Below are 24,719 nucleotides of genomic sequence, written 5' to 3' on the forward strand. Positions count from 1 at the left end.
CCATGGCAATCCACTTGGGCCCCAACCAGTACGGCAAGGCGGAGAACCGCGTGGTGCGGATCTACCGCGACACCGCCCGGCACACGATCCGCGACCTCAACGTCTCCTCCGCGCTGCGCGGCGACTTCACCGACGCGCACATCAGTGGCGACCAGGCGGCGGTCCTGCCGACCGACACCCAGAAGAACACCGCCTTCGCCTTCGCCAAGGAGAAGGGCATCGGCGCCATCGAGGACTACGCCCTCACGCTCGGCGGCCACTTCATCGACTCCACGCCGAACGCCGACGGGGCGCGCATCGAGGTGCACGAGTACCCGTGGGACCGCATCCCGGTCGACGGCGAGGGCCACGACCACGCCTTCGTGCGCTCCGGCGGCGGTATCCGGTCCACGGTCGTCAACGTCGACGGCCGCGGCGAGGAGCGGCGCGCGCACGTGGTGTCCGGCATCCACGACCTGACCCTGCTCAAGTCGACGGGGTCCGAGTTCCACGGCTTCCTCAAGGACAAGTACACGACCCTGCAGGAGACCGACGACCGGATCCTCGCCACGTCGCTCGTGGCCAAGTGGCGATACGACCACACGGACGTCGACTGGGACAAGGCCTTCGACTCGATCCGCGCGATCCTGCTCCAGCGTTTCGCGGAGATTCACAGCAAGGCCCTGCAGCAGACGCTGTACGGCATGGGCGAAGCGGTGCTCGAGCGCCACCCGGAGGTCGCGGAGATCAAGTTCTCGGCGCCGAACAAGCACCACTTCCTGGTGGACCTCTCCCCCTTCGGCACGGAGAACCCCGGCGAGGTCTTCATCGCGGCGGACCGCCCGTACGGCCTGATCGAGGCGAGCGTCGTCCGGGACGACGCGTCCGACGCCGGCTCCGCGTGGCACGGCGTCCCCGGATTCTGTTAGGCGGGGCGCCGGCATGACCACAGCCACCGAGGTACGCCCCGAGGACGAACGACTCCCCCTGGGGAAGACCTTCGTCTACGGCCTTCAGCACATCCTCACGATGTACGGCGGCGTCATCGCGCCCCCGCTCATCGTGGGCGGCGCCGCCGGCCTCTCCGCCACGGACATGAGCCTGCTCGTGACCGCGGGCCTGTTCGTCAGCGGCCTGGCCACGATCCTGCAGACGATCGGCATCGGCCCGCTCGGCGCGCGCCTGCCGATCGTGCAGGGCCTCTCCTTCGCCAGCGTCTCGACGATGACGGCCATCGCACAGGACGGCGGCGTGCGGCCGATCTTCGGCGCGATCATCGTCGCCGGGCTCATCGGCCTCGCCCTCAGCTCGGTGTTCGCGAAGCTCGTGCGGTTCTTCCCGCCCGTGGTGACGGGGTCGATCATCACGGTGATCGGCCTGTCGCTCCTGCCCGTGACGTTCAACTGGGCGCAGGGCGGCAACGCGAAGGCCCCGGACTACGGATCGATGGCCAACATCGGGCTCGCCGGCGCCACGGTGCTCATCATCCTGGTGATCAGCCGGCTGTTCCAGGGCGCGATCTCCCGGCTGTCGATCCTCATCGGCATCGTGGTCGGCACCGTCATCGCCGCTTTCGCGGGCGAGCTGGACTTCTCGAAGGTCGGCGACGGGCCGATCTTCTCGTTGCCGCCGGTGCTGCACTTCGGCAGCCCCACCTTCCAGATCGGGGCGATCATCTCGATGACGATCGTGATCCTCGTGATCATGACCGAGACGACGGCCGACATCCTCGCCATCGGCGAGATCGTGGGCACGCCCGTCGATTCGAAGCGGGTGGCGAACGGCCTGCGGGCCGACATGCTCTCCACCGCCGTGGCCCCCGCGTTCAGCGCCTTCCCGTGCAGCGCGTTCGCGCAGAACGTCGGCCTGGTGGCGCTCACCGGGATCAAGAGCCGGTACGTCGTGGCGATGGGTGGCGGCATCCTCGCGTTCCTGGGGCTGCTCCCCGTCGTGGGGCGGGTGATCGCCGCGATCCCCTACCCCGTGCTCGGCGGCGCCGGCCTGGTGCTGTTCGGGTCCGTCGCGGCCAGCGGCATCAAGACGCTCTCACGGGTCGACTTCGACGGCAATCTCAACATGGTGATCGTCGCCGTCTCCCTCGGCATGGGCATGATCCCCGTGGCGGCGCCGGACTTCTGGCACGCCTTCCCGACGGCGGTCGGGACCGTGATGCACTCCGGGATCAGCGCCGCGGCCGTCGTCGCGGTCGTCCTGAACTTCCTGTTCAACGAGATCACGGCGGGCAACCGGCCGGATGTCTCGGTGTTCGCCGCCGCCCCCGACGAGCGCGGCAATCCGGTCCCGGACGACGACTGACGGGCCCGCGGGCCCGACCCACACCACCGTCACTGCGAGCCGGGGTGCGCGACGCGCACCCCGGCTCGCGGTCCATCCGAACCTCTTGACGTGACCGTCATCACATGTCACAATTCCATCGTACGGAAATGATCTTTCCAACAGGCGAAAGCTTGCAGGTCGTATCGGACCTCGCCAGAACCTGCATCGCCCGTACGTCCTGCTGACGAAGGAGCCCTCATGAACGCCACCGCACCCGCCAAGTACACGGTCAACTGCTCGATCCTGCTCGCCGACACCCCGATCTTCGAGCGGCCCCGCGTGGTCCGCGACGCCGGCTTCGAGGCCGTCGAGTTCTGGTGGCCCTTCGCCACGGCCGTGCCCGGCGACCGTCAAGTCGACGCCTTCGTCGCGGCCGTCGAGGACGCCGGCGTGCAGCTGACCGGTCTCAACTTCTTCGCCGGCGACATGCCCGGCGGCGAGCGCGGCATCCTCTCCGACCCCGCCCGCACCACCGAGTTCCGCGACAACATCGACGTCGTCGTCGGCATCGGCGAGCGCCTGGGCACCCCCGCCTTCAACGCCCTGTACGGCAACCGGATCGAGGGCGTCGCCCCCGCGGAGCAGGACGCGATCGCCACCGAGAACCTCGCCGCCGCGGGCCGCGCCGCGGCCCGGATCGGTTCGGTCGTCCTCATCGAACCGGTCAGCGCAGCGCCGCGCTACCCGCTGCTCACCGCCGCCGACGCGGTGACCGTGATCGACCGCGTCCGCGAGCAGTCCGGCGTCGACTCCCTGCGCCTGCTGGCGGACCTGTATCACCTGCAGGTCAACGGCGACGACGTCGCCGCGGCCATCGACACCTTCGCGGACCGGATCGGCCACGTCCAGATCGCCGACGACCCCGGCCGCGGCGAGCCCGGTACCGGGACTCTCGACCTCGACGGCCACCTGGCCCACCTCGAGCGCGTGGGCTACCGCGGGCCGATCTCCCTGGAGTACAAGCAGACCCAGGACGATCCCTTCGCGTGGCTCCCCCGCGATCAGCGCGGCGCGCGCGTCGCCGCCACCTCCTGAGCCGCCACCGCTCCCGATCCCACCGATCGACGACCCGACAAGGAATCTCATGACGAACATCGCCTTCATCGGACTCGGCATCATGGGCAGCCCCATGGCCGTGCACCTCGCGAACGCCGGCCACACGGTCGCCGGCTTCAACCGCAGCCCCGAGCGCGCCAAGCCCCTCGTCGACGCCGGCGGCCGCGCCGCCGCGTCCATCGCGGACGCCGTCGCCGACGCCGAGGTCATCGCGGTGATGGTGCCGGACTCCCCCGACGTGCAGGCCGTGCTCGCGGGCGAGGGCGGTGTCTTCGACCACGCCCCCGCGGGCGCGCTCATCATCGACTTCTCCAGCATCCGGCCCGATGTCACGACCGACCTGGCACGGCAGGCCGCCGAGCGGGGCTACCGCCTCGTCGACGCCCCCGTCTCGGGCGGCGAGGCGGGCGCGATCAACGCCGCCCTCTCGATCATGGTGGGCGGCGCCCCCGAGGACTTCGCGGCGGCGAAGCCCGTGCTCGATGTGGTCGGCAAGACCGTCGTGCACGTGGGCCCCAACGGATCCGGGCAGACCGTCAAGGCCGCCAACCAGCTCATCGTGGCGGGCAACATCCAGCTCCTCGCCGAGGCGATCGTCTTCCTCGAGGCCTACGGCGTGGACACCGCCGCCGCCGCCGAGGTGCTCGGCGGCGGGCTCGCGGGCTCCGCCGTCCTCAACCAGAAGGCGCAGAAGATGCTCGACCGCGAGTTCGAGCCCGGCTTCCGGATCGAGCTGCACCACAAGGACCTCGGCATCGTCACGGCCGCCGCCCGCGAGGCCGGCGTCGTCGCCCCGCTCGGCGGCCTCGTCGCCCAGCTCATGGCCTCCGCCCGCGCGTGCGGCGACGGCCCGCTCGACCACTCCGCGCTGCTGCGCGGCGTCGAGCGGCTGTCGGGCCGCACCTCCTGACCCGAAGAACATTGGAGAACTGACATGGCTCGTATGCGTGCCGCCGAAGCAGCGGTCAAGATCATGGAGCTCGAGGGCGCCGTCCAGGCGTTCGGCGTCCCCGGCGCCGCCATCAACCCCTTCTACGCGGCGATGCGGGCGCACGGCGGCATCGGCCATGTGCTGGCGCGCCACGTCGAGGGCGCCTCCCACATGGCGGAGGGCTACACCCGCGCCGCGGCCGGCAACATCGGCGTCTGCATCGGCACGTCCGGCCCCGCCGGGACGGACATGGTCACGGGGTTGTACTCGGCCATGGCCGATTCCATCCCGATTCTCGCCATCACCGGCCAGGCGCCCGTCGCGCGCCTGCACAAGGAGGACTTCCAGGCGGTCGACATCGCCTCGATCGCGAAGCCCGTCACCAAGATGGCCGTCACCGTGCTCGAACCCGCGCAGGTGCCCGGCGTCTTCGCGCAGGCCTTCCACCTCATGCGGTCGGGTCGGCCCGGGCCCGTCCTCATCGACCTGCCCATCGACGTGCAGCTCGCCGAGATCGAGTTCGACCCGGACACCTACACCCCGCTGCCCGTGCACAAGCCCGCCGCGACCCGCGCGCAGGCCGAGAAGGCACTGGACATGCTGGCCGCGGCCGAGCGCCCGCTCATCGTGGCCGGCGGCGGGATCATCAACGCCGACGCCTCCGACGCGCTGGTGGAACTCGCGGAGCTGCTCGACGTCCCCGTCGTCCCGACCCTCATGGGCTGGGGCACCATCCCCGACGACCACCGCCTCGCCGCGGGCATGGTCGGGCTGCAGACCGCGCACCGCTACGGCAACGCGACGATGCTCGCCGCGGACTTCGTGCTGGGCATCGGCAACCGCTGGGCCAACCGCCACACGGGCGGGCTGGACACCTACCGCGCCGGGCGCACGTTCGTCCACGTGGACATCGACCCCACCCAGATCGGCCGGGTCTTCCCGCCGGACTACGGCATCGTCTCCGACGCGGGGGCCGCGCTGGATCAGCTCGTGGCGGTGGCCCGCGAGCGGCGCGCCGCGGGCGAACTCGCGGACCGCTCGGCGTGGGTCGAGTCCTGCGCCGAGCGCAAGCGGACCATGCAGCGCCGCACGCACTTCGACGAGGTGCCCATCAAGCCCCAGCGCGTCTACGAGGAGATGAACAGGGCCTTCGGCCGCGACACCCGGTACGTCAGCACCATCGGGCTCTCGCAGATCGCGGGCGGGCAGTTCCTGCACGTCTTCAAACCGCGGCACTGGATCAACTGCGGCCAGGCCGGACCGCTCGGGTGGACCATCCCCGCCGCGCTCGGCGTGGTCAAGGCCGCGCCCGGAACCGATGTGGTGGCCCTGTCGGGCGACTACGATTTCCAGTTCATGATCGAGGAACTGGCGGTCGCGGCGCAGTTCAACCTCCCCTACGTCCATGTCGTGGTGAACAACTCCTACCTGGGCCTGATCCGGCAGGCGCAGCGCGCCTTCGACATGGACTTCCAGGTCCAGCTGGGCTTCGACAACATCAACGCCGATACCAGCGACACCCACGGCGACGCCCCCGCTCCCACCGGCTCGGACGCGATGCCCCTGGCCCCCAAGGGCTACGGCGTGGACCACGTCAAGGTCGCCGAGGGCCTGGGCTGCAAGGCGCTGCGCGTGACCGATCCGGCCGAGATCGCCGCGACGCTCACCCGCGCGCAGCAGCTCGCCCGCGAGCACAAGGTGCCCGTGGTGGTCGAGATCTTCCTCGAGCGGGTCACGAACATCGCCATGGGCACGGAACTCGACAACGTCGCCGAGTTCGAGGACCTCGCGACCGTCGGGGCCGATGCGCCCACCGCCCTCCTGCTGCTGGACTAGGGGGCGCCGTGACCCACCGAAGGACCACGGTGCTGCTCGCGCCCGACAAGTTCAAGGGCTCGTTGCCGGCGGCCGGCGTCGCCGACGCACTCGCGCGCGGCATCGCCGACGTCGCCCCCGACTGGGTGTGCGTTCGCGCCCCGATCGCGGACGGCGGCGACGGCACCGTCGACGCCGCCGTCGCCGCGGGATGGGAACGGGTGGAGGTCGCGACCACCGGCCCCACCGGCGCTCCGCACACGACCTCCTACGCGCGCCGCGGCCCGTCCGCCGTGGTCGAGCTCGCGTCCGCGGTCGGCCTGGAACTGCTGCCCGGAGGACGACCGGACGCGCTGGGCGCCACCACCTTCGGCCTGGGCACGGTGATCCGGCGCGCCCTCGAGAGCGGCGCGCGGACCGTGGTGCTCGGCCTGGGCGGGAGCGCCTCGACCGACGGCGGGGCGGGGATGCTGCAGGCGCTCGGCGTGGGGATCACCGACCGGGCGGGCGTCCCCGTCCGGCCCGGGGGCACGGCGCTGCTGCAGGCGGCGCACGTCGACCTCACGGGTCTGCTGCCCGCCGCGCGGGCCGCGCGGTTCACGCTCGCGTGCGACGTCGACAACCCCCTCCTCGGACCCCACGGCGCCGCCGCCGTCTACGGCCCGCAGAAGGGCGCCTCCCCGTCGCAGGTCACGCTCCTCGACGGGGCCCTCCGCACGTGGGCCGACGTGATCGCCGAGGCGACCGGGACCGACCTGCGGGACGCTCCCGGCGCAGGCGCCGCCGGCGGCACGGGCTTCGGGGCGATGGCCGTGCTCGGCGCGGAGATGAGACCGGGCGTCGACATCGTGCTCGAGCTGGCCGAGTTCGGCGTGAAGGTCCGGGCGGCGGACCTCGTGATCACGGGCGAGGGGTCGCTCGACGAGCAGTCACTCCACGGGAAGGCCCCCGTCGGCGTCGCCGCGGCGGCCCGCGCGGCGGGGGTGCCCGCCGTCGCCGTCGCGGGGCGCAGCGCGCTCACCGCGGAGCAGCTCCACGCGGCGGGCTTCCGGCGTGCGATGGCGCTGTCCGACATCGAACCCGACCCCGCGCGTTCGATGGCGAACGCCGCCGAACTCCTGCGCCGGGTGGGGCGTTCGATCGCCGCGGGCGCGGGCGGACGCCTGGGCTGAACACCGGGCCGCCCGCCCCCGGTGGGGACCGTCGCCACCGATCGGGACGGTCACGCCGGGCGGTCGCGCCGGATGGTCACGCCGGGCGGTTGCGGCGGAGCCAGGTGGCGATCCGCCGTTCTCCGCGGGCGGTCGCCCGGCGGCGCACGCCGGGCGAGAGGCGCGCGGCGACCTGCACCGGCCCGTGCAGCGCCCACGAGAGCGGGACGGCCCACGGCACGTCCTGCGGGATGCCGAGGTCACGCAGGCCCTGCCGCCCGGCGAAGGCGGCCTCGAGGCTGCCGAGGCGCCGCTGGTGCAGCAGGCGCCGGACGCCCTGGGCGACCGGGTACCGGTGGTTGCCCCAGTTGCCGTAGAGGGCGCGGCCGAGGACGGCGCTGTCGGCGTCCGGCCCCGGCGCGTACTGCCCGATCTGCACCATGCGGCGCCGGCCCTCCCCCTCCGTCTCCGGGAGCACGTCCTCGTCGATGCCCAGCAGCCACCCGACGTAGCGCCACAGGGCCATCACGTCCCGCCCCTCCTGGGCGGAGACGGGCATGCCGAGGAGCCGGAGCCCGAGCAGGAAGCTGGTGGAGAACAGCGCGAGGGTGCCGAGCTGATCCGACTGGTTGATCGGCATGCCCCAGTCCGCGAAGTCCCAGTCGTCGCGGCGGAGCAGTGTCGTGTTGGCCAGGCCGTGGATCAGCCGGACCTTGACCACGGAGCGCCAGCCGAGTTGGTGCGGGCGCATCCCGCCGCCGATCACCTCGGCCCACCACTGGGTGGTCTCGTGGATCCGGGCGTCGACGCCCTCGACGAGGCGGCCGGTGGCGACGAGCTGCCGGGTGGTGGCCGACGTGGTGTATCCGGTCATGAGGGAGGCCGTCGCGAGCACGTCGAGGCCGAGATCACCGGACCGGCGGCAGACGGCGGCGCCGCGCTCGCAGGCGTCGAAGTCCACCCACGCGGGCGTCGCCAGGGACGCGTCGAGCAACTCCTGCAGTGGGGCCGCGACCGTCGCGCCGCCGCGCAGAGCGTCGTCCACCTCGCGCATGGAGAAGGCGCGGTCGTCGATCATGGCGCGGGCCACGCGATTGCCGAGCTCGTCGCCGCGGCTGACCGCGTCCCGGGCCCACGCGATCTCCTCGGGGGTGAACGGACGGCGGTCCTTCTGTAGCAGGCGCAGCACGCGGACGGTGCCCTCGGCCCACTCCGGATCGCGGTTGAATCGCTCCGGCGCGCCTGCCGCCGGTGTCCTGCTCGGTGCCATCGTCATGACCCGAGCGTAACTCGATCTGGCTACATTGTGTAGCCACAATATTCCCGCGTGGCGGAATCTACCCCGAAACCCCTCTGACCTGGCGCAACAGCGCAGCGAAGTCCCGGTTGGCGAGGATCGTGGCCACGACCACGTCCTCGATCTGCTCCGGCGGCGCGGCGATGCGGCCCGCGTTCGCGGCGATGCCGAGCCGCAGGCCCCCGACCACGAGCAGCCGCGCCGCGAGCGCGGCGTCGGCCGCCGGGGCGGGATCGTCGAGGATCTCCTCCGCCTGCGCCACCATGGCGGCGGCCAGCAGATCGACCAACGCGTCCAGCCGCGCACGCAGCCCGGCGTGGCCGTCCGCGGCGATCAGCAGTGCGGTCCGGCGCGGATCGTCGTCCAGCGCCGCAGTGGACGCGTGCACCGCGGCCCGCACCCGCCGGACGACCACGTCCTCGGCCTCCGGCGGGATCGACGCGATCCGGTCGGCGAGCGTGCGCATCACTGCGGCGGTGAACTCGTCGAACGCCGCATCCAGCACCTCGTCGGTCGATGCGAAGGCCTCGCGGAAGTAGCGTGCGTGCAGGCCCGCCTCGGCGCACAGGGCGCGGGCGCTCACCGCGGCCAGACCGTCGCGCGCGACGACGGTGAGCGCGGCGTCGAGGAACCGCCCCCGACGCTCGTCGCGCCGGGCGGCGGCGCTGGCGCCGCTGTATCGGCGCCCCTCGGTCTCGGTCACCGGGCCAGGGTATCGCCCGGACCGCGCCGTCTCAGGCGGAGGCGGCGAGGATCTCGCGCGGGTCGAAGGTGACGTTCACCGCGGTGATGAGGCCGTTCTCGACGCGGGTCCAGTTGGCGACGGCAGTCGCGGGGGCACCGCCCATCCCCAGCTCGAACCAGGTGATGACGTCGCGCTCGTCGGCGAGGCGGGTGCGGACCTCCAGCGAATCGGTGGCCGCGGCCATGCCACCGAGCCCGCGGAGGAACTCGTCGGGGCCGTGTGCGGTGCCGAAGACGCCGGTGAAGGTGCAGTCGGGCGCGAGGAGCGGACGCAGGGGCGCGAAGTCCTTCGCCTCCCAGCAGCGGAAGTAGGTCTCGGCGATCCGGCGGGGTGTGGTGTTCTCGGTCATGACTCCACCCTGCTGCCGCCATCGCCATAAGTCCAACAGCTGGATATGATCTGTCCTATCATGAACAGTGATGGAACTGCACCAGCTCCGCTATCTCGTCGCCGTGGCCGACCGCGGGTCGTTCACCGCCGCCGCCGACGCGCTGCACGTGGCGCAGTCGGGCGTCTCCGCCCAGGTCGGCAAGCTCGAGCGCGAGCTCGGCCATCGCCTGCTCGAGCGCGGTGCGCGTACCGTCGGCCTGACCCCCGAGGGGGCCGAGCTGCTGCCGCACGCCCGCGCCGCGCTCGCGGCCGTCGACACCGTGCGCACCGTCGCCGACGAACTCACCGGCGTGGTCCGTGGGCACGTACGCCTCGGCACCGTCATCGGCTGCACGATCCCCGGCTACCTGGCCGGCTTCGCGGCCTTCCGCGCGGCGCACCCGGCGGTCACGGTGGACGTCGTCGAGGGCGACTCGGCCGACCTCGTCGCCGACCTCGTGGCCGGCGCCCTGGATGTCGCGCTCGTCGCCCACGCCCGCGCACTGCCCGCGCCGCTGGCGGTGCACCGGCTGATCCGCGAGCCGCTCGCCGTCGCCGTTCCGGCGGACCACCCGTGGGCCGGGAGGGGGTCGGTCACCTGCACGGACCTGGCCGGCGCGACCGTGCTGTGCCTACCGCGCGGCACGGGCGTCCGCGCCGCACTCGAGATCACCTGTGCCGCCGAGCGGGCCGTCGTCGAGCCGACGGTGCAGGCGCACTCCCCCGAGGCCCTGCTCGCACTCGTCGCCCACGGAGCGGGAGTCGCCGTGCTCACCGCGTCGATGACCGCGGGCAGGCCCGGCCTGGCGACGGTGCCCCTCGCCCGGTCGGCGCGCACCGAGCTCTCGCTCGCGACCCGGGCGGCACCGTCGGCGGCGGCGAGCGCGATGACCCGCACCCTGCGCGAGCACCTCGGCGCCGATCAGCCGGCGGGGCGCCAGCGCGCCACGGCCGCGGCGAGCGCCACGGCGGTGAGCGCGGCGACGCCCAGCCCGAGCGCGGGGTAGGTCCAGGCCGCGACGACCACGCCCGAGGCGAGGCCGCCGCCGGCCCCGGCCACGGCGATGAGCACGTCGATCCTGCCCTGCACGCGCGCCCGGACGGCCGGGTCGGTCCCGTCGACGACGAGGGCGGTGCCGGCGACGAGGCCGATGTTCCAGCCGACGCCGAGCAGCACCAGCGCGACGATGTTGACCGCGAGCGACTCCCCCGGGACGAGGGCGGAGACCAGCCCCGCGGCGGCGAGCACGGTGCCCGAGGCCACGACCATCGGGACGCGACCGATCCGGTCGACCAGCAGGCCGGTGATCGGCGAAGGCAGGTACATGCCCGCGATGTGGAGGCCGATCACCATGCCGACGGCGCCGAGGCCGTGGGAGTTCGCCGCCATGTGCACCGGCGTCATCGTCATCACCGCGACCATCGCGATCTGGGTCACGACCATGACCGCGGCCCCGAGGAGCGCGGCGGGACGCACCGTTCCGGCCGATTCCCCCGCGCCCGCCCCGGGGACGGCGCCGAGCTCGCGGGCGAGGAGGAACGGATCCGGCCGCAGGAGCACGAGCAGCACGACGCCGGCGGCGGCGTAGGCGACGCCGGCGAGGAGGAACGGACCGGCCAGGGCGGGCAGGCCCAGGGCGCGGGCGAGCGAGCCGAGCGGCGTCACGAGGTTCGGCCCCGCGACGGCGCCCAGCGTGGTGGAGACGAGCGCGAGGCTCACCGCCGTCGCCCGCCGTGCGGGTTCCGCGAGATCCGTTCCGGCGTAGCGCGCCTGCAGGTTCGTCGCGGTCCCGGCACCGTAGAGCACGAAGGAGGCGAAGAGCAGCGGCACGTTGCCGATCCCCGCGGCCAGGACGACGCCGCCGGCTCCGACGGCGCCGGCCGCGAACCCCGACGCGAGCCCGAGCCGGCGCCCGGAGCGCTGACTGATCCGCCCGACGAGGTAGGCCGCCCCCGCGGAACCGAAGGTGAACACGGCGACCGGGAGGCCGGAGAGGGCCTCGGAGCCGAGCATCTCCTGCGCGAGGAGTGCGCCGACGGTGACGCCGGCCGCCAGCCCGGCCCCGCCGAGCACCTGGGCGATCATGACCACGGCGAGGGTGCGGCGCTGCACCCGGCGGACCCGGTCCCGGGTCGAGACGGCTTCGATCTCGGTGTCCACGCTCATATCGCATCCCTTCAACTTGTATCCCAGTTGTATCCCAATGGTCCGGGTACTGTCCAGGGGTCCGATGCCGTCCCCGGAGGAAGGAGCGCGTCATGCCCGCAGCCGACGGCGCCCCGACCGCCGCCGAGCGCGCGCACGCCCACATCCGCGACGCCATCGTCGGCGGCGGCCTGGAGCCGGGCGCCATGCTCAGCGAGAACGCCCTGGCCGCCGAGCTCTCGATGAGCCGCACCCCCGTGCGCGCCGCGCTCGCCCGACTGCAGGAGGAGGGCTGGGTCCGCATCTACGCCCAGCGCGGTGCGCAGGTACAGGGCCTCTCCCCCCGGGAGATCCGCGAGTCCGCCCAGTTGCGCCTGGCCCTCGAATCCGCGGGCGTCTTCCACTCGACCGAGGCCGCGCGCCGCGACCTCGACGAGCGCATGCGCCCCAACCTCGCCGCACAGGAGCGCGCGCTGCGCGCCGGCGACTTCCCCGCCTTCGCGGAGGCCGCGATGGCCTTCCACAACGCCTTCGTCGACCTGGCCGGCAATGACCTGATGTCGGCGACCTACGCGCGCCTGCGGGACCGGCAGCGGTTCTCGCTGACGCACCACGCGGGCCGGATCATCGGCGACGCCGACCAGACGATCGCCGACCACCGCGCCGTCCTCGCCGCCGCGGTCGCCGGCGACACCATCGAGTTCACGCGCCTCCTCGACGCCCACCAGCGCGACAGCTACGGCACCGGCGGCCCGCACCTGTGACGCCCGGCCGGGCCTCCCCGGCCCGGCGCCGCCCGGCGGCTAGACTCCCCGGGTGAGCGAACCGCCGATCGTGCCGAAACTGCTGGACACCGCGGTCACCGCGCTCGGCGGCAGCAAGCGCGAGGGCCAGGTGCGGATGGCCGCCGCGGTCGCGCACTCCCTCGACACCGGCGAACACCTGGCCGTGCAGGCCGGCACCGGCACCGGCAAATCGCTCGCCTACCTCGTGCCCGCGATCCGGCACGCCGTGACCTCCGGCAAGACCGTCGTCGTCAGCACCGCGACCATCGCACTGCAGCAGCAGCTCGTGGACCGCGACCTGCCCCGGCTGGCCACGGCGCTGAAGAAGGACCTCGGCCGCGAGCCGGAGTTCGCGATCCTCAAGGGACGCGGGAACTACCTGTGCCTCAACAAGTTGCACAGCTCGGTCGCCTCCGAGCCCGACAGCGAGGAGCTCTTCGACCCGTTCGCCGCCTCGCGCCTCGGTCGCGAGATGAAGCGGCTGCGGGAATGGAGCAGCGACACCGAGACCGGCGACCGCGACGAGCTCACGCCCGCCGTCGGCGACCAGTCCTGGCGCCTCGTGAGCGTCGGCGCCCGGGAGTGCCTCGGCGCCACCAACTGCACCTACGGCCAGGACTGCTTCGCCGAGGCCGCGCGCAAGCGCACCGGCCAGGTCGACGTGGTGGTGACGAACCACGCACTCCTCGCGATCGACGCCATGACCGAGGTCAAGGTGCTGCCCGAGCACGACGCCGTCATCGTCGACGAGGCGCACGAGCTGGTGGACCGGGTGACCTCGGTCGCCACCGCCGAGCTCACGGGGGCGACCGTGGCGGCCGCGGCCCGCCGCGCCGGCAAGCTCGTCGAGGAGGAGATCGCCGATGCGCTCGTCGCCGCGTCGGAGGGCCTGACCCGCCTGCTCGACGACTCCGGGACGCGGCGCTGGCTCGGCCTGCCCGACGGTGCCGGCCCCGCCCTGGCCGCCGTCCGCGACGCGGCCTGGGCGACGCGCACCGCCGTCGGCCCGGCCCGCGGCGCCAACCTCGACTCCGACGCCGCGGCGGCGCGCAGCGCGGCGCTCACCGCCCTCGACGACGTGCACGACACCGCGGTCCGGGTGCTCACCGCCTTCGACGAGCCGGACGAGGCCAAGCGCCGCGACGTGGTGTGGACCTCCGACGTCCCGACCCGCGGCGGCGGCTTCCGCCGGACGCTGTACGTCGCGCCCCTGTCCGTCGGCGGCCTGCTGCGCACGCGCCTGTTCGGCGAGTCGACGGTCGTCCTCACCTCCGCGACGCTCGCGGTGGGCGGCGCCTTCGACACCGTCGCCGGGTCGTGGGGCCTGCCCCGCGCGGGAGGCGACGCACCGTCGCCCGAACCCGACCGGGATCCCGCGCTCGCGAGCGGCAAGAAGCCGGACGCGACGCTGGAGTGGAGCCACCTCGACGTCGGCTCGCCCTTCGACTACGCCCGGTCCGGCATCCTGTACGTCGCGACGAAGCTGCCGCCGCCCGGGCGCGACGGCACCGCGCCGGCGATCCTCGACGAGATCGAGACCCTGCTCACCGCGGCCGGCGGCCGCACCCTGGGACTGTTCAGCTCCATCCGCGCGGCGAAGGCCGCCGCGGAGGCCCTCCGCGAGCGCGTGGACACGCCCGTCCTGTGCCAGGGCGAGGGGAACACCGGCCAGCTCGTACGGGACTTCGCGGCCGACCCCGCCACCTCGTTGTTCGGCACGCTCAGCCTGTGGCAGGGCGTCGACGTGCCGGGGCCGTCGCTCTCGCTCGTGCTCATCGACCGCATCCCGTTCCCCCGCCCGGACGACCCGCTGCTGACCGCCCGGCAGCGCGCCGTCGAATCGCGCGGCGGCAACGGCTTCATGGCCGTCGCGGCCACGCACGCCGCGCTGCTGCTCGCGCAGGGCGTGGGCCGGCTGCTGCGGTCCACCGAGGACAAGGGGGTGGTCGCGGTGCTCGACTCGCGGCTCGCGACGGCCCGCTACGGCGGCTTCCTCCGCGCCTCCCTGCCCCCGTTCTGGGAGACCGCGAACCGCGATACCGCGGTCGCGGCGCTCCAGCGACTGGCCCGGTCCTGACCGATCCGGACCCGTCCGGGCACAACCGGAAAGGCCCGCAGGAAGCCCATCGCGGCGGCCCGCGCGAGCCGGGAGTACGCGCCCGCAACCCGGCCGCTTCGACTACCGTTGACCCCGTGACAGGGCGCATCGGCATCGACGACATCGAACCCGTGGTGTCGGGCGGGCAATACCCGGGCAAGGCGGTCGTCGGCGAGGTGGTGCCGGTGTCCGCGACCGTCTGGCGCGAGGGGCACGACGCCGTCGCGGCGTCTGTCGTCGTCACCGGGCCCGACGGCACGAGCACCTACATCCGGATGTCGCCCGCGGCGGAACCCGACCGGTTCCACGCCGTGTTCCGTCCCGATCTCACCGGCTACTGGTCGCTGCGCATCGAGGGCTGGTCGGACCCCGCCACCACGTGGCGCAGCGCGGTGCAGAAGAAGCTCGCCGCCGGGCAGGGGCCCGCGGAGCTGGCGAACGACCTGGAGTTGGGGGCGCGCCTGCTCGAGCGTGCCGCCGCCGGGGTACCCGACGGTGACCGCGGCACGGTCCTCGCCGCGTCCGCCGCGCTCCGCGACGCCGACCGCAGCCTCGTCGAACGCACCGGCGCCGCACTGCATCCCGACATCACCCGGCTGCTGCAGCAGTACCCCGTGCGCGAGCTCGTCACCAAGTCCCGCACCTACCGGATCTGGGTCGACCGCACGCGCGCCCTGTTCGGTTCCTGGTACGAGCTCTTCCCCCGCTCCACCGGCGGCCGGGACGCCGAGGGCAGGCCCGTGCACGGCACGTTCCACACCGCCGCCGAGGAGCTGCCCCGGATCGCGGAGATGGGATTCGACATCGTCTACCTCCCGCCGGTCCACCCCATCGGCAAGGTGAACCGCAAGGGCCGCAACAACACCCTCACGCCCGAGGAACACGACGTCGGCGTGCCGTGGGCGATCGGCTCCGACGAGGGCGGGCACGACGCGATCCACCCCGCCCTCGGGACGCTCGAGGACTTCGACCACTTCGTGCAGCGCACGCGCGACCTGGGCATGGAGGTGGCGCTCGACCTGGCCTTCCAGGCCGCGCCGGACCACCCCTGGGCCAGGGAGCACCCCGAGTGGTTCACGGTGCTGCCCGACGGCACCATCGCGTACGCGGAGAACCCGCCGAAGAAGTACCAGGACATCTACCCGATCAACTTCGACGAGGACCGGGTGGGCATCTACCGGGAGCTGCTGCGCGTCACCCTGTTCTGGGTGCAGCGCGGCATCGAGGTGTTCCGGGTGGACAACCCGCACACCAAGCCGCCGGACTTCTGGCACTGGTTGATCGCCGAGGTCAAGAAGGTCAACCCGAACGTCCTGTTCCTCGCCGAGGCGTTCACCCGCCCGGCGCGGATGTACGGGCTCGCCAAGCTCGGCTTCACGCAGAGCTACACGTACTTCACCTGGCGCACCGCGAAGTGGGAGCTCGAGGAGTTCGCGCGGGAACACGCGGCCCAGGCCGACGTGTGCCGGCCGAACCTGTGGGTGAACACGCCGGACATCCTGCACGAGAGCCTGCAGCACGGCGGGCCGGGGATGTTCGCGATCCGGGCCGCGCTCGCGGGCACCCTCTCCCCCAGCTGGGGCATGTACTCGGGGTACGAACTGTACGAGCACGTCGCGGTCCGCCCGGGGAGCGAGGAGTACCTCGACTCCGAGAAGTACGAGCTGCGCCCCCGCGACTACAAGGCGGCGCAGAGCCGCGGCGAGTCCCTGGAGCCGTGGATCACCCGGCTCAACGAGATCCGCCGCCGTCACCCCGCGCTGCAGCAGTTGCGGAACCTGCACTTCCACGCGGTGGACAACGACGCCCTGATCGCCTACAGCAAGCACGACGCGACCACGGGTGACGTGATCCTCGTCGTGGTGAACCTCAACCCCTTCGGGGCCGAATCCGGCACCGTGTGGCTGGACCTCCCGGCCCTCGGCCGGGACTGGCACGAGCACTTCCCGGTGCGCGACGAGGTCTCCGGCGAGGTGTACCACTGGGGGCAGGCCAACTTCGTCCGGCTCGAACCCTGGCGCAACGTGGCGCACATCCTCGTCCTCCCGCAACTCGACCCGCAGCAGCGCCGGGAACTGTCCTACCGGGAGCCCTAGCGGCGCCACCGCCCTGCCCACTGCTGAGGAAGGCCCCACGCCATGACCGAGAACCCCGCCGCCGCAGCGGCCGTCGACCCCGACATCGCCGCTCGGCTGCTGTCCGGCGCCTACCACGACCCGCATGCGATCCTGGGCGCGCACCCCACCCCTCGGGGCACGGTGCTGCGGGCGCTCAAGCCGGGCGCCACCGCGGTCGCCGCGGTCATCGGCGGCGTGAGCTACCCACTGGCGCAGCTGCAGGGTGCGTTGTGGGGCACCGAGGTTCCGATCACCGATCTCATCGACTACCGGTACGAGGTGCTCTACCCCGCGGGCAGCACCGTCGTCGCCGACGGCTACCGCTTCCTCCCGACGATCGGCGAACTCGACCAGCACCTGATCTCGGAAGGCCGGCACGAGCGGCTGTGGGACGTGCTCGGTGCGCACCTGCGCAGCTACACCACGCCCGACGGTGAGGTCACGGGCACGTCCTTCGCGGTGTGGGCGCCGAACGCCCGCGGCGTCACCGTGATCGGCGACTTCGAGTACTGGTCGGGCGAGTCCTACCCCATGCGCACGCTGGGTTCCTCGGGCGTGTGGGAGGTCTTCGTCCCCGGCGTGGGCGACGGCGCGGCCTACAAGTTCCGGATCTTCACCGAGGGCGGCGGCACCGTCGAGAAGGCCGACCCGATGGCGCGGCGCACCGAGGTGCCCCCGGCCACCGCGTCGATCGTCACCCACAGCACCCACGAATGGCGCGACGCCGCGTGGATCGCCGAGCGGGCCAAGCAGATCCCCACCGACCGGCCGATGAGCACCTACGAGGTGCACCTCGGCTCCTGGCGGCAGGGGCTGAGCTACCTCGACCTCGCGCACGAGCTGGCCGACTACGTGACCGAGACGGGATTCACGCACATCGAGCTGCTGCCGGTGGCCGAGCACCCGTTCGGCGGGTCCTGGGGCTACCAGGTCACCTCCTACTACGCCCCCACGTCTCGGTTCGGCACCCCGGACGAGTTCCGCGAGTTCGTCGACGTCATGCACGCCCGCGGCATCGGCGTGATCATGGACTGGGTGCCCGCGCACTTCCCCAAGGACGCCTGGGCGCTCGCCCGGTTCGACGGCAAGCCGCTCTACGAGCACGGCGACCCGCAGCGCGGCGAGCAGCTGGACTGGGGCACCTACGTCTTCGACTTCGGCCGCCGCGAGGTGCGGAACTTCCTGGTGGCCAACGCCCTGTACTGGTTCGACGAGTTCCACGTCGACGGGCTGCGCGTCGACGCGGTGGCCTCGATGCTGTACCTCGACTACTCGCGCCCCGAGGGCGGCTGGACGCCGAACGTCTACGGCGGCCGGGAGAACCTCGAGGCGGTGGAGTTCCTGCAGGAGATGAACGCCACCGTGCACAAGCTCTTCCCGGGTGTGGTGACCGTCGCCGAGGAGTCGACGAGCTGGCCGGGCGTCACCCGGCCGACGAATCTCGGCGGCCTCGGCTTCTCCATGAAGTGGAACATGGGCTGGATGCACGACACCCTGGGGTACCTGGGGCGCGACCAGGTGCACCGCAACTTCCACCATCACGAGATCACCTTCTCGCTGATGTACGCGTGGAGCGAGAACTTCGTGCTCCCCATCAGCCACGACGAGGTGGTCCACGGCAAGGGCACGCTGTGGACGCGGATGCCGGGCGACGCGCACACCAAGGCGGCGGGCGTGCGCGCCCTGCTCGCCTACATGTGGGGCCACCCCGGTAAGCAGCTGCTGTTCATGGGCCAGGAGTTCGGCCAGGTCCGCGAGTGGTCCGAGGAACGGTCCCTCGACTGGGACAGCCTCGACGGCTGGGAGGGCGAGCTGCACGCCGGGATCCAGGCGCTGACGCGGGATCTCAACGCCGCCTACCGCTCGCACCCCGCGCTGTGGAGCCAGGACACCACCCCGTCCGGCTACGAGTGGGTGGACGCGAACGACTCGCAGAACAACGTGCTCAGCTTCCTGCGCTGGGGCAGCGACGGTTCGGTGGTGCTGTGCCTGTACAACTTCTCGGGGCAGACGCACGAGCGCTACCGGGTGGGCGTCCCGTTCGCCGGCTCCTGGCGCGAGATCCTCAACACCGACTCCACGGACTACGAGGGCAGCGGCGCGGGCAACATGGGCGGCGTCACCGCGGAGCCGCGGTCGTGGCACGGGCGCGAGGCGTCCGCGGAGGTGGTGCTCGGCCCGAACTCCGCCGTCTGGCTCACCTTCGACGGGCAGTGATGCGCGAGCTGGCGGCGGGCGTCTGGTTCGGCACCGGCACGCACGTGAACTTCCTCGCCCTCGTCGACGGTGCGGACGTCACCCTGATCGACGCGGGCTGGGCCGGGGACGTGGGGCGCGTCGAGGCGCAGTTGGCGTCGATCGGACGCCGCCCGCAGGACGTCCGCGCGATCCTGGTGACGCACGCCCACATCGACCACGTGGGCGGCGTCGCGAAGCTGCACGAGCGGTACGGCACCCCGGTCCTCGCCCACCCCGACGAGCTGGCCCACGCGCGGGGCGAGAAGCACGAGCAGGTCGCCCCCGTGGAGCTGCTCCCGATCGGGTGGCGACCCCGCACCTGGCGATGGATGGCCGACGTGGCCCGCGTCGGCGCCCTCGGGCACGTGGCGATGCCCTACGCGGAGCCGTTCCCGGTGCCGGCGGCGGACGCACCGCTGGACCTGCCCGGCGCCCCCGTTCCCGTGCTCTGCGCCGGCCACACGTCCGGGCACACCGCGTACCTGCTGCCGGGCGGGGTCGTCGCGACGGGCGACGCCCTGGTCACCGGCCACCCGCTCGCGGGTACGACGGGGCCGCAGCTGCTGCCCGGCTTCTTCAGCCACGACGTGCCCCGCACGCGAGCGACGCTCGACGCCATCGCCGCGCTGGACGCGGACCAGCTGGCCCCCGGCCACGGCGCGCCGTGGCGCGGGGACCCCGCCGAGGCCGTGGCGCGGGCGCGGGCTACCGACAGGTGACGACGATCTCGAACTGCTTCTTCACCAGGCCGGCCATCGGGTTCGTGACGTCCGCGCCCTGGGCCGTCCCCGTGATCGTGTAGCGGTCGCCGTCGACCTCGACGGTGGCCTCGCCGACGCCCGGACCGACGGCGAGGGCCTTGCCGTCCACGGTGAGCCCGACGGTCTCGACGGTGGGCGGGTCTCCGGCCTTGAGGGTCGCGCCGACGCCGCCGGACGTGCCACCGGCGCCGATCGCGAACCGGTCGCCCTGCTTCGTGCAGCCGACGTTGCTCAGGTCGACGCCGGTGAGGTCCTTGCCGTCGACCTTGACGACGGTCGCGGCGCCGGTGTGCGCCGACGCGGTGCCGGTCGCCGTGGCGGTCGTCGCCGTGGTGTCCGATCCCTGGTCGGATCCCCCGCCGCAGGCGGCGAGTCCGATCGCGGCGACGACCGCCGCCGGGGCGATGACGAGAGAGCGATGCATTGCGGGCCTCCTCGGGCACGGAACCGGAATCGGGCGCTCCGCCCGAGAGGAGGAAAGCACACCTCAGTGTGCGATGGGCCGGAACTCGGAGTTCGCTTGCGGTTCCACACCGGAACCGATCCCCCACCGTGCGAGCAGCTCCTGCATGATCGGCACCGCGGTGCTGGCGCCCGGCGAGGCGCCGAGCAGGCCCGCGATCGTGCCGTCCGCGCCGGTGACGAGCTCGGTGCCCTGCTGGAGCACGCCGATGCGGCGCCGGTCGGGGGTGACCAGTTGGGCGCGCTGGCCGGCGGCGACGAGTTCCCACTGCGCCGGGTCGGCGGCCGGGTAGAACCGCTGCAGCTGCGCGAACTTCGCCCGGCGGCTCGCCGCGAGCTGCGTGACGAGGTACTTCACCAGGCCCAGGTTCTGCAGGGCGGCCGCGGCGACGACGTGCAGGTTGCCCGGCCGCAGGGTGGTGAAGAAGTCGGTGAGCCGGCCGCGCTTGAGCAGCTTCGTACTGAAGGTCGCGTACGGGCCGAAGAGGAGGTGGTCGGCGCCGTCGACGTACCGGCGGTCCAGGTGCGGCACCGACATGGGCGGTGCCCCGATGTCGGCCTGCCCGTACACCTTCCCGTCGAGGCGGCGGGCGACGTCGGGATCCGAGCAGCGCAGGAAGGCGGCCCCGACCGGGAGCACGGCGTAGCCCCGCACCTCGGGCACGCGGGCGCTCTGCAGCAGGCGCAGGGCCTTCCCACCCGCGCCCACGAAGACGCGCCGGGCCCGGATCGTGAAGCGCCCGTCGGGCCCGCGGCCGCGGACGGTCCAGCCCGCGAACGTGCGGCGCAGGCGGGTGACCTCGTGGCCGAGGCGCACCTCGCCGCCGGCGTCCGTGAGTATCGTGGTGAGGCCGCGGGTCAGCGCCCCGAAATCGACATCGGTGCCGCCGGGATGGCGGGTCGCCGCCATGCGGCCCCACATCGATTCGGGGCCGCGGCCCTCCATGACCAGCGGTGCCCACTCCCGGATCGTCTCCGGGTTCTCCGTGTACTCCATCGCCGCGAACTCGGGATGGGTGTGCAGCGTCTCGTAGCGCCGGCGCAGGTACGTCATGTCCCGCTCCCCGAAGACCACGTCCAGGTGCGGGGACGGATGCAGGAAGCCGCCGTCGAGGAGGCCGGCCGCGACGAGGCCGTCCCACCACGCGCGGGAGCGGCCGAACTGCTCGACCATCGCCAGGGGTTTGGTGGCGTCGGTGGGGTCGGGCATGTAGTTGAGCTCGCAGAAACCGGTGTGGCCGGTGCCCGCGTTGTTCCAGGGGCCGCTGCTCTCGGTGGCGAGCGCGTCGGCGCGCTCGAGCAGCAGGATCCGCCACTCGGGCCGCTCCTGCGCGAGCATCGCGCCGAGCGTCGCGGACATGATCCCGCCGCCGATCAGGACGACATCGGCGTCGAACGGGTGCTGGGTGACCATCGGATCCTCCTCGTAGCCGGGTTCGGATCCAGCATCGACCGCGCGCCACTCATCCGTCCAATGACGTATCGCAGCGTTATCATCCGAATATGGATCAATGGCTCAGCCTTCTCGCGCCCCAGCTCCAGGCGCTCGCCGCTCTGGCGGCGCACGACGGTCACATGACCCGCGCCGCGGCCGCGCTCGGCGTCCCCCAGTCGTCGATGAGCCGGCGCATCCACGCACTCGAGAGCGACCTGCGGACGCCGCTGCTGGCCCACGCCGGGCGGGCCGTGCGGCTCACACCGGCGGGCGAGGAGCTCGCGCGCCGAATCCGGGAGCCCCTGCGAGAGCTCGAGCTCGCCATCGACGCGGTGGTCGGCGAGGGCGACGGGGAGCACGGCACCGTCCGGTTCGGCTTCCCACTCACCATGGGCTCGGGCCGGCTCCCCGACCTGCTCTCCGCGTTCCGGCGCGCCCACCCGGGGATCACCGTCACGCTCAAACAGGGCCACGGCTCAGAACTCGTCCGGGACCTCGAGTCGGGGTCCCTGGACCTCGCCGTCACGATCCCGCCTCCGGAACGACTGCCGCACACCGTGATCGGATCCCAGGAGATCATGGCCGCCCTGCCCCGCTCCCACCCGCAGGCGGGTGCCGAGCGGATCCGGCTGGCGCAGCTGCGGTCCGAGACCTTCATCGCCAACCCGCCCGATTACCACCTGCGCGGCAGCACCGAGCGCTGGTGCGCCGCGGCCGGATTCACACCGGAGATCGCCGTGGAGGTCACCGAGTTCGCCACGATCCGCGAGCTCATCGCCCGCGGGCTCGGGGTGGCGCTGCTCCCGCACGACGACCGCGCACCGTCGGACGTGGTGGAGGTCCCCCTCGAGGGCGAACACCGCCGCGCGATCGCCCTGGCCCGCGCCACGTCCACGCTCGCCCCCGCCACCCGGCACCTGCACGACTTCCTCCTCGACGCCGCCGGCGAGCCCACCCGGCGCGCGATCAGCAGGTGATCGCGACGGCGATGCGTTTGGACACCGACCGCAGGTCCCCGGTGTCGACGTTCCCGGTGAAGCCCATAGCCGTTCCGGTGATGCGATAGGTCGCACCGTCGCGAACGGTGCGGTAGGAGCCCTCGTCCCCGACCAGCGGCATGCTCCCGACACTGAGGACCAGGTTCTCCGTGCGCGGCTCGCCCGTGGTCGCGACGACCAGGAGCAGCGTGACGGCGGATCCCGTCGAATTCGCCGCCAGCTTGTCCGAGGTCGTGTGGCACTCCACGCCGAACTCCCGGCCGCCCGCGGGCACCTCGTCGTCGATCGTCACGGTCGCCGTCCGCGCGGCGGGTGCGCCGCGCTGCGGCGTCTCCCCCGCCGAGGGCGCCGCGGACGTGACCGCGGCACCCGTGCCGTCCGACCCGGCCGGGACGGCGGTGCCGCCGATCGTGCTCGTGCAGCCCGCGGTCGCCGCCGCGACGCAGACCGCGGCCATCCCCATCCCCCACCGTCTCATGGGGACATTGCACCACACCGGCGCTCAGTCCAACAGGAGCTTCTTCTGCACCTTGCCCATCGGGTTCCGCGGCAGGTCGTCGACGAAGCGGATCTCGCGGGGCCGCTTGTGCTTCGACAGCGTCTCGCCGACGAACTCGACGATCGCGGCGGCGGCGCGGTCGTCGCGTGCACCGTCGGCGACCAGGAAGGCCACGAGCCGCTGTCCCAGGTCGTCGTCGGGCAGGCCGACGACGGCGGCCTCGCGGACGTCGGGATGCCCCAGCAGGGCTGCCTCGATCTCGCCCGCGCCCACCCGGAACCCGCCGGTCTTGATGAGATCGGTGGACGCGCGGCCCACGATGCGGTGGAAACCGCCCTCGTCGATCACCGCGACGTCGCCGGTGTCGAACCAACCGTCGCCCACCCAGGATTCGGCGGTGGCCTCCGGGCGGTTCAGGTACTGCGTGCCGACCATCGGGCCGCGGATCTGCAGGGCGCCGATCGACTCGCCGTCGTGCGGCGCCTCAGTGCCGGACTCCGCGATGATCCGTGACTCGACCCCGGTGAGCGGGAGGCCCACCCAGCCCGGACGGCGCTCGCCGTCGACGCGGGCGCTCACCGTGATGAGGGTCTCCGTCATGCCGTAGCGCTCGACGATCTCATGGCCCGTGAGGTCGCGGATCCGTTCGAAGACGGGGGCCGGCAGCGGCGCACTGCCGGAGACGAGCAGGCGCGCGTCGCGCAGTGCCGCGGCCGATTCCGGGTCGCGCGCGATGCGCGACCACACGGTGGGCACGCCGAAGTACATCGTGCCGCCCGCCGCCGCATAGGCCTCGGGGGTCGGCTTCCCGGTGTGCACCAGCGGGCTGCCGACGCGCAGCGGCCCCAGGACGCCGAGGATGAGGCCGTGCACGTGGAACAGCGGAAGACCGTGCACGAGAGTATCGTTCGCGGTCCAGGCCCACGCATCGGCGAGCCCGTCGATGCACGCCGCGATGGCCTCGCGCCGGATCGGCACGCCCTTCGGCGCGCCCGTGGTACCCGACGTGTACATGATGAGCGCCGTCGCAGCCCCGGGCGGCTCGGGCAGGGCGTGCCAGCCGCGGGCGTGCTCGCGCACCGGGACCGCGGGCAGCCCGTGCGGGTCCGCCGGAGTGACGCCGAGCCACGCCTGCGCGCCGGAATCGGTGAGCACGTGCGCGATCTCGGCCGCGCCGGAGTCGGGCGGGACCGGGACCACCGGGACGCCGGCGCGGAGGCCCCCGACGATCGCGATCACCGTGGCGAGTGTCGGCTCCGCCCACACCGCGACCGGCCCGCGGACGCCGAGGCCGCCCAGCCGCTCGGCGACGGCCGTGGTGGCGCCGATCAGCTCGGTGCGGGTCAGCGTGCGGCCGCCGACGGTGACGGCCGGCTCACCGTCGGAGCCGGGCGGGACGGGTGTGCGGGTGTGCGGCAGCAGCATGGACCCAGCCTAGGCCGCGGGGCGGCCGATCCCGCGGCGCCCCGGCCGTCGCCCGGCTCGGCGGCCGGCTGTCGC

At 73.0% G+C, this 24,719-nt stretch carries 21 protein-coding genes; 13 read left to right on the top strand and 8 right to left on the bottom strand.

Annotated features, from left to right (window positions below; translation table 11 throughout):
• The first annotated feature begins 2 nt into the window (after window positions 1-2).
• From pucL to ELY19_RS00920, 6 genes are all read left to right on the top strand, one after another.
• On the top strand, window positions 3-908 hold the full coding sequence (gene pucL, locus ELY19_RS00895; RefSeq protein ID WP_126194520.1) for a factor-independent urate hydroxylase: 906 nt from the start codon (window positions 3-5) through the stop codon (window positions 906-908).
• A gap of 13 nt (window positions 909-921) precedes the next feature.
• Window positions 922-2,295, top strand: coding sequence for a nucleobase:cation symporter-2 family protein (locus tag ELY19_RS00900; RefSeq protein ID WP_126194521.1), 1,374 nt, complete (start codon window positions 922-924; stop codon window positions 2,293-2,295).
• 219 nt (window positions 2,296-2,514) lie between these two features.
• Window positions 2,515-3,351 (top strand): hydroxypyruvate isomerase family protein, encoded by an 837-nt coding sequence (locus ELY19_RS00905; RefSeq protein WP_126194522.1) that lies wholly within the window; start codon window positions 2,515-2,517, stop codon window positions 3,349-3,351.
• A gap of 49 nt (window positions 3,352-3,400) precedes the next feature.
• On the top strand, window positions 3,401-4,282 hold the full coding sequence (locus ELY19_RS00910) for a 2-hydroxy-3-oxopropionate reductase (RefSeq protein WP_126194523.1): 882 nt from the start codon (window positions 3,401-3,403) through the stop codon (window positions 4,280-4,282).
• Window positions 4,283-4,306: 24 nt separating this feature from the next.
• A complete protein-coding gene (gene gcl, locus ELY19_RS00915; protein ID WP_126194524.1) occupies window positions 4,307-6,139 on the top strand; it encodes a glyoxylate carboligase in 1,833 nt (610 codons plus the stop codon).
• A gap of 8 nt (window positions 6,140-6,147) precedes the next feature.
• Complete coding sequence (locus ELY19_RS00920) at window positions 6,148-7,290, top strand: glycerate kinase (protein WP_227967102.1); 1,143 nt, start codon at window positions 6,148-6,150, stop codon at window positions 7,288-7,290.
• Between the two features lie 76 nt (window positions 7,291-7,366).
• Here the strand turns inward: ELY19_RS00920 and ELY19_RS00925 are convergent, their stop codons facing one another.
• The 3 genes from ELY19_RS00925 to ELY19_RS00935 all read right to left on the bottom strand — a co-directional run bounded on the left by ELY19_RS00925 (window position 7,367) and on the right by ELY19_RS00935 (window position 9,660).
• Window positions 7,367-8,545 (bottom strand): oxygenase MpaB family protein, encoded by a 1,179-nt coding sequence (locus ELY19_RS00925; RefSeq protein WP_126194525.1) that lies wholly within the window; start codon window positions 8,543-8,545, stop codon window positions 7,367-7,369.
• 61 nt (window positions 8,546-8,606) lie between these two features.
• Window positions 8,607-9,269 (bottom strand): TetR/AcrR family transcriptional regulator, encoded by a 663-nt coding sequence (locus tag ELY19_RS00930; RefSeq protein ID WP_126194526.1) that lies wholly within the window; start codon window positions 9,267-9,269, stop codon window positions 8,607-8,609.
• A 31-nt stretch (window positions 9,270-9,300) separates the two neighbouring features.
• Window positions 9,301-9,660, bottom strand: coding sequence for a nuclear transport factor 2 family protein (locus tag ELY19_RS00935; protein ID WP_126194527.1), 360 nt, complete (start codon window positions 9,658-9,660; stop codon window positions 9,301-9,303).
• 70 nt (window positions 9,661-9,730) lie between these two features.
• Here ELY19_RS00935 and ELY19_RS00940 point away from each other — a divergent pair, with 70 nt between their 5' ends.
• Window positions 9,731-10,687, top strand: a complete 957-nt coding sequence (locus ELY19_RS00940; protein WP_126194528.1) for a LysR family transcriptional regulator — start codon at window positions 9,731-9,733, stop codon at window positions 10,685-10,687.
• Here ELY19_RS00940 and ELY19_RS00945 read toward each other — a convergent pair.
• Window positions 10,603-11,847 carry an MFS transporter gene (locus ELY19_RS00945; RefSeq protein WP_126194529.1) on the bottom strand — a complete coding sequence of 415 codons (1,245 nt, stop codon included), beginning with the start codon at window positions 11,845-11,847 and terminating at the stop codon, window positions 10,603-10,605. The genes ELY19_RS00940 and ELY19_RS00945 overlap by 85 nt on opposite strands.
• A 92-nt stretch (window positions 11,848-11,939) precedes the next feature.
• On the opposite strand from ELY19_RS00945, the gene ELY19_RS00950 reads away from it, so the two are divergent.
• The 5 genes from ELY19_RS00950 (at window position 11,940) to ELY19_RS00970 (ending at window position 19,783) form a co-directional block, all read left to right on the top strand.
• Complete coding sequence (locus ELY19_RS00950; protein WP_126194530.1) at window positions 11,940-12,590, top strand: GntR family transcriptional regulator; 651 nt, start codon at window positions 11,940-11,942, stop codon at window positions 12,588-12,590.
• A gap of 52 nt (window positions 12,591-12,642) precedes the next feature.
• Window positions 12,643-14,688, top strand: a complete 2,046-nt coding sequence (locus ELY19_RS00955) for an ATP-dependent DNA helicase (RefSeq protein ID WP_126194531.1) — start codon at window positions 12,643-12,645, stop codon at window positions 14,686-14,688.
• A 116-nt stretch (window positions 14,689-14,804) separates the two neighbouring features.
• A complete protein-coding gene (locus tag ELY19_RS00960) occupies window positions 14,805-16,805 on the top strand; it encodes an alpha-1,4-glucan--maltose-1-phosphate maltosyltransferase (RefSeq protein WP_126194532.1) in 2,001 nt (666 codons plus the stop codon).
• 42 nt (window positions 16,806-16,847) lie between these two features.
• Window positions 16,848-19,043, top strand: a complete 2,196-nt coding sequence (glgB, locus tag ELY19_RS00965; protein WP_126194533.1) for a 1,4-alpha-glucan branching protein GlgB — start codon at window positions 16,848-16,850, stop codon at window positions 19,041-19,043.
• The gene (locus tag ELY19_RS00970) at window positions 19,043-19,783 is read left to right on the top strand and encodes an MBL fold metallo-hydrolase (RefSeq protein WP_126194534.1); all 741 of its coding nucleotides are present in this window, start codon (window positions 19,043-19,045) and stop codon (window positions 19,781-19,783) included. Before glgB ends, ELY19_RS00970 begins: the two co-directional genes overlap by 1 nt.
• Here the strand turns inward: ELY19_RS00970 and ELY19_RS00975 are convergent.
• Window positions 19,770-20,249: a lipoprotein LpqH gene (locus ELY19_RS00975; RefSeq protein WP_126194535.1), complete on the bottom strand. Its 480-nt coding sequence runs from the start codon at window positions 20,247-20,249 to the stop codon at window positions 19,770-19,772. The two genes, ELY19_RS00970 and ELY19_RS00975, sit on opposite strands and share 14 nt — an antisense overlap.
• Window positions 20,250-20,312: 63 nt before the next feature.
• Entirely contained in the window at window positions 20,313-21,701 is a 1,389-nt protein-coding gene (locus ELY19_RS00980) for a malate:quinone oxidoreductase (RefSeq protein WP_126194536.1), read from the bottom strand.
• A gap of 89 nt (window positions 21,702-21,790) precedes the next feature.
• Here ELY19_RS00980 and ELY19_RS00985 point away from each other — a divergent pair, with 89 nt between their 5' ends.
• Window positions 21,791-22,699 (top strand): LysR family transcriptional regulator, encoded by a 909-nt coding sequence (locus ELY19_RS00985; protein WP_126194537.1) that lies wholly within the window; start codon window positions 21,791-21,793, stop codon window positions 22,697-22,699.
• Here the strand turns inward: ELY19_RS00985 and ELY19_RS00990 are convergent.
• Window positions 22,689-23,198, bottom strand: coding sequence for a lipoprotein LpqH (locus ELY19_RS00990; protein ID WP_126194538.1), 510 nt, complete (start codon window positions 23,196-23,198; stop codon window positions 22,689-22,691). The genes ELY19_RS00985 and ELY19_RS00990 overlap by 11 nt on opposite strands.
• Before the next feature lie 24 nt (window positions 23,199-23,222).
• Window positions 23,223-24,644 carry an acyl-CoA synthetase gene (locus ELY19_RS00995; RefSeq protein WP_126194539.1) on the bottom strand — a complete coding sequence of 474 codons (1,422 nt, stop codon included), beginning with the start codon at window positions 24,642-24,644 and terminating at the stop codon, window positions 23,223-23,225.
• Window positions 24,645-24,719 lie beyond the last annotated feature (75 nt).

Origin of the sequence: Tsukamurella paurometabola (assembly GCF_900631615.1) — a bacterium.
Taxonomy (GTDB): Bacteria; Actinomycetota; Actinomycetes; order Mycobacteriales; family Mycobacteriaceae; genus Tsukamurella; species Tsukamurella paurometabola_A.